The organism is Brevundimonas sp. (assembly GCF_051858995.1).
Taxonomy (GTDB): Bacteria; Pseudomonadota; Alphaproteobacteria; order Caulobacterales; family Caulobacteraceae; genus Brevundimonas.
On the sequence record NZ_JBHYGN010000007.1, the window covers coordinates 56,501 to 70,640 of the forward strand.

Annotated in this window: 18 protein-coding genes; 5 read left to right on the forward strand and 13 right to left on the reverse strand. The window is 67.4% G+C overall.

The annotated features are described in order from the left end of the window. Positions 1-10 precede the first annotated feature (10 nt). From ACTIEF_RS04965 to ACTIEF_RS04975, 3 genes are read left to right on the forward strand one after another with little or no spacing between them, the layout of a single operon-like run. Entirely contained in the window at positions 11-454 is a 444-nt protein-coding gene (locus ACTIEF_RS04965) for a VOC family protein (RefSeq protein WP_439471087.1), read from the forward strand. 50 nt (positions 455-504) lie between these two features. Beyond that, positions 505-897: a DoxX family protein gene (locus ACTIEF_RS04970; protein ID WP_439471088.1), complete on the forward strand. Its 393-nt coding sequence runs from the start codon at positions 505-507 to the stop codon at positions 895-897. A gap of 41 nt (positions 898-938) precedes the next feature. Further along, complete coding sequence (locus ACTIEF_RS04975; protein WP_439471089.1) at positions 939-1,604, forward strand: dihydrofolate reductase family protein; 666 nt, start codon at positions 939-941, stop codon at positions 1,602-1,604. 3 nt (positions 1,605-1,607) lie between these two features. Here ACTIEF_RS04975 and ACTIEF_RS04980 read toward each other — a convergent pair whose 3' ends face one another. The 11 genes from ACTIEF_RS04980 to folK form a co-directional block, all read right to left on the reverse strand. Next, complete coding sequence (locus tag ACTIEF_RS04980; protein WP_439471090.1) at positions 1,608-2,834, reverse strand: serine hydrolase domain-containing protein; 1,227 nt, start codon at positions 2,832-2,834, stop codon at positions 1,608-1,610. 13 nt (positions 2,835-2,847) lie between these two features. Then, positions 2,848-3,795 (reverse strand): GTPase Era, encoded by a 948-nt coding sequence (gene era / locus ACTIEF_RS04985; RefSeq protein WP_439471091.1) that lies wholly within the window; start codon positions 3,793-3,795, stop codon positions 2,848-2,850. Then, positions 3,792-4,508 carry a ribonuclease III gene (gene rnc / locus ACTIEF_RS04990; RefSeq protein ID WP_439471092.1) on the reverse strand — a complete coding sequence of 239 codons (717 nt, stop codon included), beginning with the start codon at positions 4,506-4,508 and terminating at the stop codon, positions 3,792-3,794. Before rnc ends, era begins: the two co-directional genes overlap by 4 nt. Continuing rightward, positions 4,508-5,413, reverse strand: coding sequence for a signal peptidase I (gene lepB, locus ACTIEF_RS04995; protein WP_439471496.1), 906 nt, complete (start codon positions 5,411-5,413; stop codon positions 4,508-4,510). The genes rnc and lepB overlap by 1 nt, the downstream gene beginning before the upstream one ends. 463 nt (positions 5,414-5,876) lie before the next feature. After that, positions 5,877-6,278 carry a holo-ACP synthase gene (gene acpS / locus ACTIEF_RS05000; RefSeq protein ID WP_439471093.1) on the reverse strand — a complete coding sequence of 134 codons (402 nt, stop codon included), beginning with the start codon at positions 6,276-6,278 and terminating at the stop codon, positions 5,877-5,879. After that, on the reverse strand, positions 6,275-7,042 hold the full coding sequence (locus ACTIEF_RS05005) for a pyridoxine 5'-phosphate synthase (protein WP_439471094.1): 768 nt from the start codon (positions 7,040-7,042) through the stop codon (positions 6,275-6,277). The genes acpS and ACTIEF_RS05005 overlap by 4 nt, the downstream gene beginning before the upstream one ends. A gap of 4 nt (positions 7,043-7,046) precedes the next feature. Beyond that, positions 7,047-7,634 carry an orotate phosphoribosyltransferase gene (gene pyrE, locus ACTIEF_RS05010; RefSeq protein ID WP_439471095.1) on the reverse strand — a complete coding sequence of 196 codons (588 nt, stop codon included), beginning with the start codon at positions 7,632-7,634 and terminating at the stop codon, positions 7,047-7,049. Positions 7,635-7,643: 9 nt separating this feature from the next. Next, entirely contained in the window at positions 7,644-8,462 is an 819-nt protein-coding gene (locus ACTIEF_RS05015) for a TIGR00730 family Rossman fold protein (RefSeq protein ID WP_439471096.1), read from the reverse strand. Further along, positions 8,459-10,525, reverse strand: a complete 2,067-nt coding sequence (locus ACTIEF_RS05020) for a RelA/SpoT family protein (protein ID WP_439471497.1) — start codon at positions 10,523-10,525, stop codon at positions 8,459-8,461. Before ACTIEF_RS05020 ends, ACTIEF_RS05015 begins: the two co-directional genes overlap by 4 nt. A 221-nt stretch (positions 10,526-10,746) precedes the next feature. Then, positions 10,747-11,106 (reverse strand): DNA-directed RNA polymerase subunit omega, encoded by a 360-nt coding sequence (gene rpoZ, locus ACTIEF_RS05025; protein ID WP_141626634.1) that lies wholly within the window; start codon positions 11,104-11,106, stop codon positions 10,747-10,749. A gap of 87 nt (positions 11,107-11,193) precedes the next feature. Beyond that, positions 11,194-11,754 (reverse strand): 2-amino-4-hydroxy-6-hydroxymethyldihydropteridine diphosphokinase, encoded by a 561-nt coding sequence (gene folK / locus ACTIEF_RS05030; protein WP_439471097.1) that lies wholly within the window; start codon positions 11,752-11,754, stop codon positions 11,194-11,196. Here folK and ACTIEF_RS05035 point away from each other — a divergent pair. Next, positions 11,753-12,310 (forward strand): LabA-like NYN domain-containing protein, encoded by a 558-nt coding sequence (locus tag ACTIEF_RS05035; RefSeq protein ID WP_439471098.1) that lies wholly within the window; start codon positions 11,753-11,755, stop codon positions 12,308-12,310. The two genes, folK and ACTIEF_RS05035, sit on opposite strands and share 2 nt — an antisense overlap. A 108-nt stretch (positions 12,311-12,418) precedes the next feature. Next, positions 12,419-12,616, forward strand: coding sequence for a hypothetical protein (locus ACTIEF_RS05040; RefSeq protein ID WP_439471099.1), 198 nt, complete (start codon positions 12,419-12,421; stop codon positions 12,614-12,616). A gap of 157 nt (positions 12,617-12,773) precedes the next feature. Here the strand turns inward: ACTIEF_RS05040 and smpB are convergent, their stop codons facing one another. After that, on the reverse strand, positions 12,774-13,244 hold the full coding sequence (gene smpB, locus ACTIEF_RS05045) for an SsrA-binding protein SmpB (RefSeq protein WP_439471100.1): 471 nt from the start codon (positions 13,242-13,244) through the stop codon (positions 12,774-12,776). Then, positions 13,244-14,128 carry a 4-hydroxy-tetrahydrodipicolinate synthase gene (gene dapA, locus ACTIEF_RS05050; RefSeq protein ID WP_439471101.1) on the reverse strand — a complete coding sequence of 295 codons (885 nt, stop codon included), beginning with the start codon at positions 14,126-14,128 and terminating at the stop codon, positions 13,244-13,246. The genes smpB and dapA overlap by 1 nt, the downstream gene beginning before the upstream one ends. Between the last annotated feature and the right edge of the window lie 12 nt (positions 14,129-14,140).

Consider the following 14,140-nt stretch of genomic DNA (forward strand, 5'->3'; position numbering starts at 1 on the left):
GGAGACGACCATGAAGATCGTGACGAGCCTGACCTTCAAGGGCAATTGCCGAGACGCTTTCGAGTTTTACGCCAGGGTTCTCAGCGGCAAGATCACCGCCGCCTTTGCCTACGGCGACGGCCCGCCCGACATGCCCGTCGGCCCCGAGTACAAGGACCAGCTGATGCACTGCTGGCTCGAGATCGGCGATCAGGCCCTCATGGGCTGTGACGGCATTCCCGAGTTCGCGCCCGGCTATCACCAGCCGATGAACGGCTTCGACGTCACCCTGCACACCCACGATCCGGCGGAGGCCCGCGGCTGGTACGACGCCCTGGTCGAGGGTGGGACCGCCACCATGCCCTTCGGCGAGACCTTCTGGTCGCCCGGCTACGGCGGTCTGGTCGACAAGTTCGGCGTGCCGTGGATGGTCAACACCATGCCTTCGACCGACTGGAAGCCGCCGCAGAGCTGAGGCCTTCGGGGCGGCCCCGCGCCGCCCTCCCCCACTTCCGGAGACGTCCCATGAAGGCCACCCCCATGGTCTGGACCGGTCGCGTGCTGACAGGCCTGTTCGCCCTGTTCATGCTCGGCGCCTCGGTTTTTCCCAAGCTGACCGGCATGCCGGTGGCCGAGGAGACACTGGCCCAACTGGGCTGGCCCCAGGGCTACGCCTTCGCCATCGGCCTGGTCGAGCTGGCCTGCCTGGTCCTCTACCTCGTCCCGCGCACCAGCGTGCTGGGCGCGGTGCTGTTCATGGCCCTGTTCGGCGGGGCGATGGCGACCCAGATCCGCGTCGGCAGCCCCCTGTTCAGCCACCAGCTGTTCAGCCTCTACCTGGGCCTGATCATGTGGGGCGGGCTGTGGCTGCGCGACCCCGCGCTCAGAGCGATTTTCCCGTTTCGCCACAAGGCGTGACCCCGTGCATTTCCTCTCTCTGAACTCCTAGGAGATCGACCATGCGCAAGATCAGAACCGCCAGCTTCGTTTCGCTCGACGGCGTCATGCAGGCCCCCGGCGGACCGGATGAGGATACGACCGGCGGCTTCGCCTTCGGCGGCTGGGTCTGGCCCCATTTCGATGAGGCCGCCGGCGGGCTGATGGGCGACGCCATGGGGGAAGAGTACGACCTGCTGCTGGGCCGCCGGACCTATGAGATATTCGCCGCCTACTGGCCGCACATGGACGACGAGATCGGCCGGACCTTCAACAGCATCGCGAAATACGTCGCCGCCGGGCCGGAAACGCCGCTGACCTGGGCCAACAGCCACCGGCTGGAGGGCGATGTCGCCAGGGCGGTCGCTGAGCTGAAGCAGGAAGGCGACCGCGACCTGCTGATCCAAGGCTCCAGCGCGCTGATCCATACCCTGCTGGGCGCCGACCTGATCGATGAGATGGTCACCCTGACCTTCCCGATCATCCTCGGACGCGGCAAGCGGCTGTTCGATGCGCAGTCAAACCCGCGCGCCTGGACGCTCGAAAAGTCGAAGACCTCCTCGACCGGGGTGGTGGTCAGCACCTATCGCCGCGGCGGCGAGGTCCCGACCGGCTCCTTCGCCGCTATCGAGCCCGGCCCCGCCGAACTGGCGCGCCGTGAACGGTGGGCGCGCGAAGACAAGGGCTGAGCCCTAGCGGGCCACGACAGTCGGGAACCGACGTCCCAGCGCCTCCGCCATCCCTTGCTGCGAGAGCAGGAAGACCGCCTCGCGCTGGTGATAGTTGTTCGACAGGACGATCACCGTCACATCGGCGTCCGGCTGGTAGGTGACCAGGTTGCGGAAGCCGGACCAGCTGCCGGTGTGGAAGATCTGGTTGTCGGTGAAGTCCGGCTGGACCTGTCGGCCCAGCGCCTTCTCATACAGGCCGTAACCCCAGAGACGGCGGGGTTTTCCCCGCTCGTCCGGGGTGCCGTCCGGGGCGTGGTCGGCGATCATCTGGCGATAGCTGTTGGGCGAAAGGACGTGGCCCCGATGCAGGGCGCGCTCCCAGATCAGCATGTCGTCCAGCGTGGAATACAGGGCCCCCGCCCCGTAGATGATGCTGACATTGGCGTCCGGTTGCGGCGTCGGTCCGCCCGCCAGATTGGCGTATCCCATGACCACGTCCGACTGCCCGTCGTCATAGCCGGTGTCGGTCATGCCCAAGGGCTTGAAGAAGGCCTCCTGGAGGAATTCATGCAGGTCCATGCCCGAGACCTTCTCGACCACGGCGCCCAGCAGATTGTAGCCGGCGTTGTCGTAACGGACCTTGGTTCCGGGCGGGAACTGAAGGCCATAACGCATGGAATCAGCGGTCAATTCGCCGGGTGTCGCGGGCGTCACGCGACGCACACCCCAGCCGGGACGGGCCATCAGGTCGGGAATGCCCGAGGTGTGGGACAGCAGGTGGTGCAGTCGGATCGGCGCCCAGGCCGCCGGGCACGGCTGGATGTATTTGCAGACCGGATCCCAGACCGACAGCTTGCCTTCGTCCTGCAGGCGCAGGATGGCGGCGGCGGTGAACTGCTTGCTGACCGAGGCCAGGCGGAAGCGCGAGTTCAGCTCCAGCGGCTTCATCAGGCTGCGATCGGCCCAGCCGTGGACCTGCCGGTAGAGGACCTCATCGCCCTTGGCGACCAGCACGCCGCCGGTGAATTGGCCTGAGCCGCCCCAGCGATCCAGCTGCGCCTTCAGGTCCGGCAGGGCCTCGACCACCTCGACCGTCGGGCGCGGCGGCAGGGGATCAGGCGTGACCCGCAGGGTCGGCTTGTGCAGGGTGGCCCAGCCGATCAGCCCGGCGGCGGCGACCACCAGAACAGCCAGGGTGGCGAAGATCAGCCGGGGATGGTTGCCGGCCCGCCGTGGAACATGAAACACGAAACGCGAGCTCTCAGACGTCGTAGTCCAGCCCGAACTGGGCATAGAGGGCGCGGCTGTCCTGCCATTTCGGATCGACCTTGACGGTCAGGAACAGGTGCACGGGCCGGTCCAGCAGCTCGGTGAGTTCCTCGCGCGCCTTCTGGCCGATCCATTTCAGGGTCTGGCCGCCCTTGCCCAGCACGATGGGGCGCTGGCTCTCGCGTTCGACATAGATGGTCTGTTCGATGCGGGCCGAGCCGTCGGCGCGGTCCTCGAACGAGGTCGTTTCCACCGCCGCCGAATAGGGCAGTTCCTCGTGGACGCGCAGATAGACTTTCTCGCGGGTGATCTCGGCCGCCAGCACGCGCATCGGCACGTCGGCGGACTGGTCTTCCGGATAGAGCCACGGACCGGCGGGCATGGCGTCGGCCAGGCGCTGGCCCAGATCGTCGACGCCGTCGCCGCTGAGCGCCGAGATCATGAAGACCTCGCTGTAGACGCCGGTCTCATAGAGCGACTGCGACAGGGCCAGCAGAGTGTCACGGCGCATGCCGTCGATTTTGTTCAGCGCCAGAATGACCTGCTTCCCGGCCTCCTTGAGGGCCGCGATGATCGTCTGGGTGTCCTCGGCCGAGCGGCGGTCGGCGGCCTGGCCGTCCTTCGTTTGTGCGGCGATGTGCGAGGCGGCGTCGATCAGGTGCACGACCACGTCGGCGTCATCCGCCCCACCCCAGGCCGAGGCGACCATGGCGCGGTCCAGACGGCGGCGCGGGCTGAAGATGCCGGGGGTGTCGACCAGCACGATCTGCGCGTCGCCATAGATGGCGATGCCGCGCACCGGGAAGCGCGTCGTCTGCACCTTCTGGGTGACGATCGAGACCTTGGTCCCGGTCAGCCGGTTGACCAGCGTGGACTTGCCCGCGTTGGGAGCACCGATGATGGCGGCGAAGCCTGCGCGCTGGTTCTGGATGTCGGTCAAATCACGCCTTCACGTTGCAGAAGGGCCGTCGCGGCCGCTTTCTCCGCGTCCTGACGTGATCGCCCCTGCGCGGTCAAGGGCGGATATCCGGCTACGCTTGCTTCGACAGTGAATGTCGGGGCGTGATCGGAGCCGGTTCGCTCCACAATCCGGTAGGTCGGCAGCGCCCGTCCCTGCCCCAGCGCCCATTCCTGAAGCGCCGATTTGGGGTTGGTCACGGCCTTCTTGGGATTGGCCGCGAACTCGGGCTCCCAGGCGGTGGCGAAGACCTTGCGGGCCGCATCCATGCCGCCGTCCAGCCAGACCGCGGCCAGCAGCGCCTCCATGGCGTCGCCCAGAACGCCTTCACGGCGACGTCCGCCCTGCTTGGCTTCGCCCGGCGACAGGCGCATGGCCGGACCGACGCCCAGCCGCTCGGCGACGCGGGCGCAGGCGGCCTTGTCGACGAGGGCGTGCAGACGGGCGGACATGTCGCCCTCGTCGGCTTCCGGGAAGTCACGCATCAGCCGGTCCGCGACCAGCAGACCCAGCACCCGGTCGCCCAGGAACTCCAGCCGCTGGTTGTCGAGGAAGGGCCGGCCCCGGGCGTCCCGCTCGGCGCCCTCGCCCACGCTGGCATGGGTCAGGGCCTGTTCGAGCAGGGCCGGGTTCGCGAAGTCATGGCCGAGGCCGTGCGTGAGGGCACGGACAGCCTCGGTCCGTCGATCCGTCATCAGTCGAGCACTTTGAACCAGCGGCTCAGGCGAACCTTGGAGAACCAACTGACCGGGTTCCACAGCGAGGCGCCCTCGTTCCACGAGAACAAGATGATCTCGGCCTTGCCGATCAGGTTCTCGGCCGGGACGAAGCCCACGCCGGCGGACTGGTCGAAACGGCTGTCCTGCGAGTTGTCGCGGTTGTCGCCGATCATGAAGTAGTGGCCGGCGGGCACCTGGAAGGCGATGGTGTTGTCGGCGATGTTGTCCGGACCCCAGTCCTGGATCATGAACGACCGGCCCTCGGGCAGGGTCTCGCGCGACTTGATGGTCAACTGGGCGCCATACAGGCTCTCGATCTCCTCGCGGCTGACCTCGACGTCACGCACGGCGGTTCCGTTGATGAACAGCACGTTGTTGATCATCTGGACGGTGTCGCCCGGCAGACCGATCAGACGCTTGATGTAGTCCGTCTTGTTGTCACGCGGCAGTTTGAACACGACGATATCGCCGCGTTCCGGCTGCTGGTTGATCACTGGCAGGCGGATGCGGCCGTCGAAGATCGGCGGGCTGCCGATGATCGAGTGCCTCGAGTAGCCGTACGACCATTTCGACACGACGATGTAGTCGCCCTGATAGAGGTTGGGCTCCATCGAGGCCGAAGGAATGGTGAAGGGCTGGAACAGCAGGATGCGCAGCACCATCGCGATCAGCAGGGCGAAGACGATGGTCTTGATGACTTCCCAGCCCTCATTGGCGGCGCCGCCGCCGTCGGACTTGGACTTCTTGCCCTTCTTGCCGCGGGCGTAGACCGGGGTCGTATCGACGTCCTCGAACGGGGCGTCGCCCTGATCGCTCCACACCGGGCGTTTCTCCGGCTGGGCGGCGGCGACAGCCGCGCCGGCGGCGGCCGCGACGGCCACGGCTTCTACCGGCGTCGAATGCGGCTCGGACGCGGCAGGCTCTTCGTGCGCGGGCTCGGCATGGGCATGGTCGTCATGGGCGACGACAGGTGCGGCGTGATCGTCGTGCGCTTCCGCCGGGGCGTGATGCTCGTCATGCGCCGGAGCAGCCGGTTCGTGGTGGTCATGCTCATCGTGGGCGGCAGCGGCCGGCGCCTCGTGGGCATGCTCAGCGGTCGCGGGCTCTTCATGAGCGGCGACCGGCGTGGCGTAGTCGTCGTGCCCATGGTCATCGTGCGCCACGGCGGGCGCGTGGTCGTCATGACCGTGCGCGGGCGCGGCATGGTCATCGTGGCCGTGACCCGCGCCATGCCCGGCGTCCGGGGCGTGACCGTGATCGTCGTGCGGCTTGTTCTCGTCGCTCATGACTCTAATCCCCCAGCCGCTGCGCGCGGTCTTCAGCGGCGAAATCGGTATAACGTGATTAAGCGACGGGCAAGGCTTCGATCACCACGAAAGCCAGGGCGTACGGATGCTCGTCGCTGAGGGTGAGATGTATACGGACTTCATGTCCGGGCGGCGTCATGCGCGCCAGTCGTTCCGCAGCCGGACCGGTCAGGGCCATGGTCGGCTGGCCGGAGCGCAGGTTCACCACCCCCATGTCCTTCCAGTACACATCCGACCGCATGCCGGTGCCCAGGGCCTTGGCGCAGGCCTCCTTGGCCGCGAACCGCTTGGCGTAGCTCCAGGCCGGGTCCGGCTTGCGGTCCGACCGCGTGCGCTCCAGCTCGGTGAAGCAGCGCATCTTGAAGCGCTCGCCGAAGCGATCCAGCGAGTTCTGGATGCGCCGGATGTCCGACAGGTCCGCGCCGACGCCCAGAATCATGCCGCGCCGTCCAGACCGCGCGCCTGGTCCATCAGGTCGCGCATCCGCGCGATAGCCGGCCCCAGACCGACGAAGATGGCCTCGCCGATCAGGAAGTGACCGATATTCAGTTCCATGATCTCGGGAATGGCCGCGACCGGCGTGACGGTGTCGTAGTCGATGCCGTGGCCTGCATGGACTTCCAGCCCGAGGGCGTGGGCCTGGACGGCGCCGGCCCGCAGGGCGGCGAGTTCAGCCTCCGCCTCCTCCGTGCGGCCCTCGCGGACGGCGTCGCAATAGGCCCCGGTGTGCAGTTCCACCACGGCGGCGCCCGCGCGATGCGAGGCCTCGATCTGCTTGGGATCCGCGCCGATGAACAGGGAGACGCGCGACCCCGCCTCGGTCAGCTGGCGCACGAAGGGCGTGATCCAGTTGTGGCCGCCGACGACGTCGAGGCCGCCCTCGGTCGTCCGTTCCTCGCGCTTCTCGGGCACCAGACAGACGGCGTGCGGACGGTGATGCAGGGCGATGGCCAGCATCTCCTGGGTGACGGCCATCTCGAGGTTCAGCGGCCGCTCCTGATCCCGCAGCACGGCGGACAGCTGGTCGATGTCGCGATCCGAGATGTGGCGGCGATCCTCGCGCAGGTGGGCGGTGATGCCGTCGGCGCCCGCGATGAGGGCGTCCTGGGCCGCGCGAACCGGATCAGGGTACAGGCCGCCGCGCGCGTTCCGCACGGTGGCGACGTGGTCGATGTTGACGCCCAGCCGGACCCGTTCGCTCATTCAATCAACCCTTCGACAGACGCCGGCTGCCCGGGTCCTCGACCGGGAGGGCGGCCAGTTCCGGCGGCAGGGCATCGGCCGGGTAAGCCGGCACGTCCAGCGTGGCCAGGGCGATCAGGGGCACGCCCACGTCGGCGCGGCCGCCCGAGCGGTCCACGATGCAGGCGGCGGCGACGACTTCGCCCCCGGCGGCGTTGATGGCGGCGATGCATTCGCGCGAGCTGAGGCCCGTGGTGACGATGTCCTCGATCATCACGACCTTCTGGCCCGACTCGACGTGGAAGCCGCGACGCAGCTTGAACTCGCCGTCGACGCGCTCGACGTACATCGAGGGGACCTTGAGCCAGCGAGCGGTCTCATAGCCGGGAATGATGCCGCCCACGGCGGGCGAGATTGCCACATCCACCGGGCCGACGGCGGCGACGATCTTCTCGGCCAGCGCCTTGCACAGGCGGGCGCAGCGTTCCGCGTCCATGAAGACGAGGTTCTTCTGCAGGAAGGTCGGGCTGTGCAGGCCGGACGAGAGGACGAAGTGGCCTTCGCGCAGGGCGCCGGCGGCACGGAATTCGTTGAGAACGTCTTCGGAGGTCATGGCCCTCCCCTACTCTCTAGCCGTCCCGCTTTGAAGGGCCGGTTGCTGCGGATCGGTGCTGTTTTCGCCGCCCGGGTTCAAACCACGCCTCAGCAGCTCGGCCCAGGCGCCTTCGGCGTCCTCGGCGAAGCTGATCAGTTCGAGGTCGGCGGGGGCGACCATGCCGTGCTCGACCAGGGCGTCGAAGCCGACGACGGCCTTCCAGTAGGCCTCATCCACCAGCACGATGGGGATCGCCCGCTCCTTGCCGGTCTGGCGCAGGGTCAGGATCTCGAACAGTTCGTCGAAGGTGCCGAAGCCGCCCGGGAAGACCACCAGCGCATTGGCCCGCATGGCGAAATGCATCTTGCGCATGGCGAAGTAGTGGAAGCGGAAGGTCAGTTCCGGCGTCGACCACGGGTTCGGCTCCTGCTCATGCGGCAGAGTGATGTTGAAGCCGATGGAGGGCGCGCCGATGTCGTGCGCGCCCCGGTTGGCCGCGCCCATGATGCCCGGCCCGCCGCCGGTGGCCACGACGTTGTCGCGCGGATGGCCGACATCACCGCGCATCGCGCCGCCCCGCTCCGAGGCGATTCGACCGAATTTGCGGGCCTCGGCGTACCAGCGGGCGTGGTTCGGACCGGCGTCCTCGCCGACGCGGGCGCTGCCGAACACCACGATGGTCGAGCGCACGCCCCAGGCCTTCAACGCCTGCTCGGCCTTCTCGTATTCCATCAGGAACCGGGCGCCGCGCATGGCTTCGCTCAGGACGAAGTCCTGATCGAGGGCGGCCAGACGATAGGACGGGGACGCCAACTGGGCGGCGTTGGACGGACGCTCTTCACTCACCCGCGGGCGCGCTCCACAGACTCTACGGACGGATTGGCGCGCAGGGCGGCCATGATCATGGCGGCGTGACGGGCGTCCTCGACCTCGACGTCGATCTCCACGTCGAAGAAGTCCTGCTGCCGGTGGCTCATGACGAGGTTCAGGATGTTGCCGCCCGCCTCGCCGATGATGGTGGCCACCTGGCCCAGAACGCCAGGCGCGTTCTTGATCGTGGCGCGCAGGCGGGCCGACGCAACGGCGCCCTGCTCGGCCTGCGGCGTCCATTGCAGGTCCTGCCAGACCGAATCGTCGTCGGCGAAGTCGGCCAGCCTCTGGCAATCGATGGTGTGGACCGTCAGGCCGACGTCCGGCTCCATGATGCCGACGATGCGATCGCCGGGCACCGGCGTGCAGCAGTGGCCGAAGTGAACACTGACGCCGGGCGTCAGGCCGCCGCCGCGCACGAACAGGCGGGCCTGATCATCGGCGATGCGCTTGCGGTCCGGTCCGGCTTTCAGGCGGCCCTTCAGCGCCGGGAACAGGGTCTCGCCGACCTTGGCCGCCGACAGGCGACCCCGGCCGATGGCCTCGAACAGATCGTCGTCGGTCTCGACAGCGAGGGTTTCCAGCGCGGGCTTGAGCGAGATTTCGTCCAAGGCCTTGCCGGCGCGGGCCAGGGTGTGTTCGAGCGTGGAGCGGCCCAGCTTCTGGAACTCGCCCCGCTCCGAGGTGCGGATATGGCGGCGGATGGCCGAGCGGGCGCGGCCTGTCACGGTCAGGGAGCGCCAGTCCGCCGGGATCTCGCGCTTGGCGCCGCGGATGATCTCGACCACATCGCCGTTCTGCAGCTGGGTGCGCATCGGCTTGAGCTCGCCGTTGACCTTCACGCCGACGGCGGAGTCGCCCACCCCGGTGTGGACCGCATAGGCGAAGTCCAGCGGCATGCCGCCACGCGGCAGGGTGATCAGGGCGCCCTTGGGCGTGAAGACGAAGACCTGATCGAGGTACATCTCCAGCTTGGCGTGCTCGACCCAGTCCTCGCCGCCCTCGCCGTGCTCGATCACCTGCACGAGGTGGCGCAGGTTCTGCAGCGGATCGCGGCCGCCGTCGCGCTCCATGGCCTCACGGTCGAAGCCGTAAGACTTGTTCTTGTAGGCCCAGTGCGCCGCCACCCCGTCCTCGGCCACGCGATCCATGGCGTCCGTGCGGATCTGCATTTCGATCCGCAGGCCCGAGGGGCCGACCACGGTCGTGTGCAGAGAGCGGTAGTTGTTCGACTTGGGCGTCGAGATGAAGTCCTTGAACCGCTCGGGCACCATCGGCCAGGCGCGATGGATGACGCCCAGAGCGCGGTAGCAGTCGTCCTCGGCCTCGACGATGACCCGGAAGCCGTAGATGTCCGACAGGGACGAGAAGCCGACCGACTTGCGCTGGAGCTTGCGCCAGATCGAATACGGGGTCTTCTGGCGACCGGCGACGCGGGCCTTGACCCCCGCCTCCTGCAGCACCCGCTCGACCTCGCTGGAGACCCCGCCGATGGCGCGGCCGTGTTCCAGCTTCAGCGCCTCCAGACGACGCTCGATGGCGGTCCGCGCGGTCGGGTTCAGATGCTCGAACGCCAGCTCCTCCAGCTCGGAGGCGATCGAGTGGATGCCGATAGAGCGGCCCAGCGGGGCGTAGACTTCCAGTGTCTCGCGGCTGATCCGCTCACGCTTCTCGGGCTTCACATACTGAAGCGTCCGCATGTTGTGCAGACGGTCGGCCAGCTTCACCAGCAGCACGCGCACATCGCGGCTGATGGCGAGGATGAATTTGCGCAGGTTCTCGGCCTGACGCGTGTGCTCGGCCTGAAGCTCCAGCCGCGAGAGCTTGGTCACGCCCTCGACGAGGACGGCGATCTCCTCGCCGAACATGCGGGCGATGTCGTCACGGGTGGCGGAGGTGTCCTCGACCACGTCATGCAGCAGGGCCGTGACGATGGTGGCGGTGTCGAGCCGGTAGTCGGTCAGGATGCCCGCGACCTGGATCGGGTGGGCGAAATACGGATCGCCCGAGGCCCGCAACTGCGAGCCGTGCATCTTCATCGCATAGACGTAGGCGCGGTTGAGAAGGTTCTCGTCCGCGGTCGGGTCATAGGCTTGGACCGCTTCGATCAGCTCGAACTGACGCAGCACCTTGCTGCGCGCGGGCTCCGGTGTCTTGACCGGAGCCGACGCGTCGGCGGGATCGTTCAGATTGGCAGCTTCAGGGGTCGGCGCGGGCTGCCGCGCCGGCAGGATGGTGATACCGTTGGCGGGTTCGGCCGTCAGTACCGCTCCTCCTGCCCGCCGTCGCGGTCGCTTTGCAGCGCGCGGATCAGCTCGGCTTCAGCCATGTTCATGTGCTGCGGCTCGGCCAGCAGGGCGACGGTTTCGGCCTCGTCCTCGGCTTCGGTGCGCTCATCAACGCGTTGCAGCGTGGTGATGATGTTCTCTTGCAGCTCGTCCGGGATGACGGTGTCATCGGCCAGTTCGCGCAGGGCGACGACCGGGTTCTTGTCGTTGTCGCGGTCGATCGTCAGGGCGGCGCCGTTGGCGATGTTGCGGGCGCGGTGACCGGCCAGCAGAACCAGACCAAAGCGGTTCGGCACCTTTTCGATGCAATCTTCGACAGTGACGCGGGCCATGAATTTCCTCGGACGCGGGATAGAACCGCGCAAAATATAGATGCGACCCGCTTTGTGCAACGCCACATAGGCGTATTTTGGGCGATCCTAGGGGGTAGGACGGGCATCGACGCCCACGCTCGCCTCGCGCGCCAGCAACTTGGCGGACTGTCCCGAGACGGGTTCGATCCAGTCCGGCAGGATTTCGGCCAGCGGCCCCACCACGAACAGGCGCTGGTGCGCTCGCGGATGCGGCAGGATCAGCCCGTCCAGATCACCGGTCAGCCGGCCATAGGCGATCAGGTCCAGATCCAGGGTGCGCGGGGCGTTGGCGACCGATCTCTGGCGTCCGAAGGCGTCCTCGATCCGCCCCAGCGCTGCCATCAGGGCGTGGGCGTCGTGCTCAGTCTTCACCAGCACCACGCCGTTCAGGAAGGGCGGATCGGTCGGATCAGGCCAGGCGGCGGACGACCACCACGACGAGCGGGCGACAATGTCGATCCCCTCGCAGCGGAACCGCGCCAGCGCCGCCTCCAGCGCCTCGCGGCAATCGACCCAGGCCCCCTTGTCATTGCAGCCCAGCGCGACGATGACGGCGGAGTCCCTATCAGGCTCTCCGTCTATTTCGACGGAAGGCTGGACGTCCATTTCTGAGGAGACCTTTTCCATGACGCCCAATCCGGCTGATCGCACCGCCCTGTTCATCGACGGAGCCAATCTCTACTCCGCCGCCAAGGCCCTGAACACCGATCTCGACTTCCGCAAGCTGGTCGAGATGTATCGCGCGAAGGGCGATCTGGTTCGCGCCCTCTATTACACGGCGGTCGTCGAGGGCGAGGAGTTCTCCCCCATCAAGCCGCTGGTCGACTGGCTCGACTACAATGGCTTCACCGTCATAACCAAGCCGGTCAAGCGCTTCACCGACGCCCAGGGGCACACCCGCACCAAGGGCAATATGGATATCGAGATCGCGGTCGACATGCTGGAGCTGGCGCCCCGGCTGGACCACATCGTCCTGTTCTCGGGCGACGGCGACTTCCGCCGTCTGGTGCAGGCGGTGCAGGCCAAGGGGGTGAAGGTCACCGTGGTCTCGACCGTGAAGAGCCAACCGCCCCAGATCGCCGATGAACTCCGCCGTCAGGCCGACGCCTTCGTCGATCTGAACGACCTGCTGGGCGAGATCGGTCGCCCCCGGCATTCGGGTGGAGCCCCGCTGCGGGACTGAGGCCCTGTGACCCCGGCGCCACGCGAATCGGGCGCCGCAAAACCGTGATCGTCAGCGGTGGAACGGCGTCCCGGCGGCTACGTTGATCGGACAGCTTTGGAGGCTGTCATGATCAGGGGCAACGGGGTCTTCTCCCCCCGCGAACGGAGAATTGCATTGATCGCCCTGTTGGCCGCCGCGGCGGTGGCGATGGGGAGCGTGGCGATCCAGCCGATGCTCAAGCCGTCGCTCGGTCCGGGCGGCGTGGACGCGTATACGCCGGCGGCGACGCCAGGCGTTCTCGACGCCACGCCGTTCGACGGTTGATCGCGGCGAAGATTGTGGCGGCGCGGCCATAACAAGGGGGAGCGCGCGCCGCCGGACAACCGTCCCCAGGAGGCTGGGATCGGTCGCCTTGAGGCCGAAGACTAGGGCACCTGTCGACCGTCTCCGATGCGGCCTCGCACCGCGCGACAACTTGTACCTAACCACGTTCTTTCATCAGGCGGGCCTTGTCGCGCTGCCAGTCCCGATCGGCGCTGGCCTGACGCTTGTCGTGCAGCTTCTTGCCCTTGGCCAGGGCGATCTCAAGCTTCGCCTTGCCCGCCTCGTTCAGATACAGCCGGACCGGAATGATGGTCTGGCCGTCGCGCTGGACCGCGCCGATGAACTTGTCGATCTGCTTGCGGTGTAGCAGCAGCTTCCGGTGCCGCCGAGGCTCGTGGTTGAAGCGGTTGGCCTGCTTGTACGGCGGGATGTCGGCGTTCACGAGCACGATCTCCCTGCCCTCCACCGCTGCATAGGATTCGGCGATGTTCGCCCGACCGTCGCGCAACGCCTTGATCTCGGTTCCGAGCAGGGCGATGCCCGCCTCGGTGTAGTCCTCGAGGAAGTAGTCGAACTTGGCCCGGCGGTTCTCGGCCAGCACTTTCATTTTCGGCTTTTCGGAAGCCATCAGCCCAATCCTGCGTCCGCCATCGCACGGTCGATTGCGGGTTTTACGGCGTCGGCGGTCGGGACGAGCGGGAGGCGGACCTCCTCGGTGCAGAACTGCAGACGCGACAGGGCGTATTTGGTGGGCGACGGCGAATTGTCCAGGAACAGGCCCTTGTGCAGCCCGATCAGGCGATCCTGCCACTGGCGCGCGGCGGCGTAGTCGCCGGCCTGCGCCGCATTGTGCAGGGCGACCATGCCTTCGGGCGCGACATTGGACGTGACCGAGATCACCCCCACCCCGCCATGGGCATGATAGCCCAGATAGGACGGGTCATCGCCCGAGATCAGGTCGAACTGGCCATCGATGTTGGCGCGCATCCAGCTGACGCGGGCCAGGTCGCCGGTGGCGTCCTTGATGCCGACGATGTTCGGATGGGCGGCCAGCCGCGCGACCGTCTCATTGGCCAGATCGACGCCGGTGCGGCCCGGGACGTTGTACAGCAGGATCGGCAGCTGGACGGCCTCGGCGATGGCCTCGAAGTGCGCGGCCAGCCCGGCCTGCGACGGCCGATTGTAGTAGGGCGTCACAACCAGGGCGCCGTCGGCGCCGACGGTCTTGGCGTGGCGGACCAGATCGATGGCCTTGTCCGTGGACGACGAACCGGCGCCGGCGATCACACGGACGCGACCGGCTGCGACCTGAACGCACAGTTCGACAACCCGTTGATGCTCCTCAGGATGCAGTGAGGCGCTCTCTCCGGTCGTGCCCATCGGCACAACGCCGTGAACCCCGGCGGCGATCTGGCGTTCGAGCAACCTCGTGAAGGCGGCTTCGTCCACCTTTCCGTCACGAAGTGGTGTGATCAGGGCGGTGATCACGCCCTTGAACAAGGGGGCGGTCATTGAAACGATGGT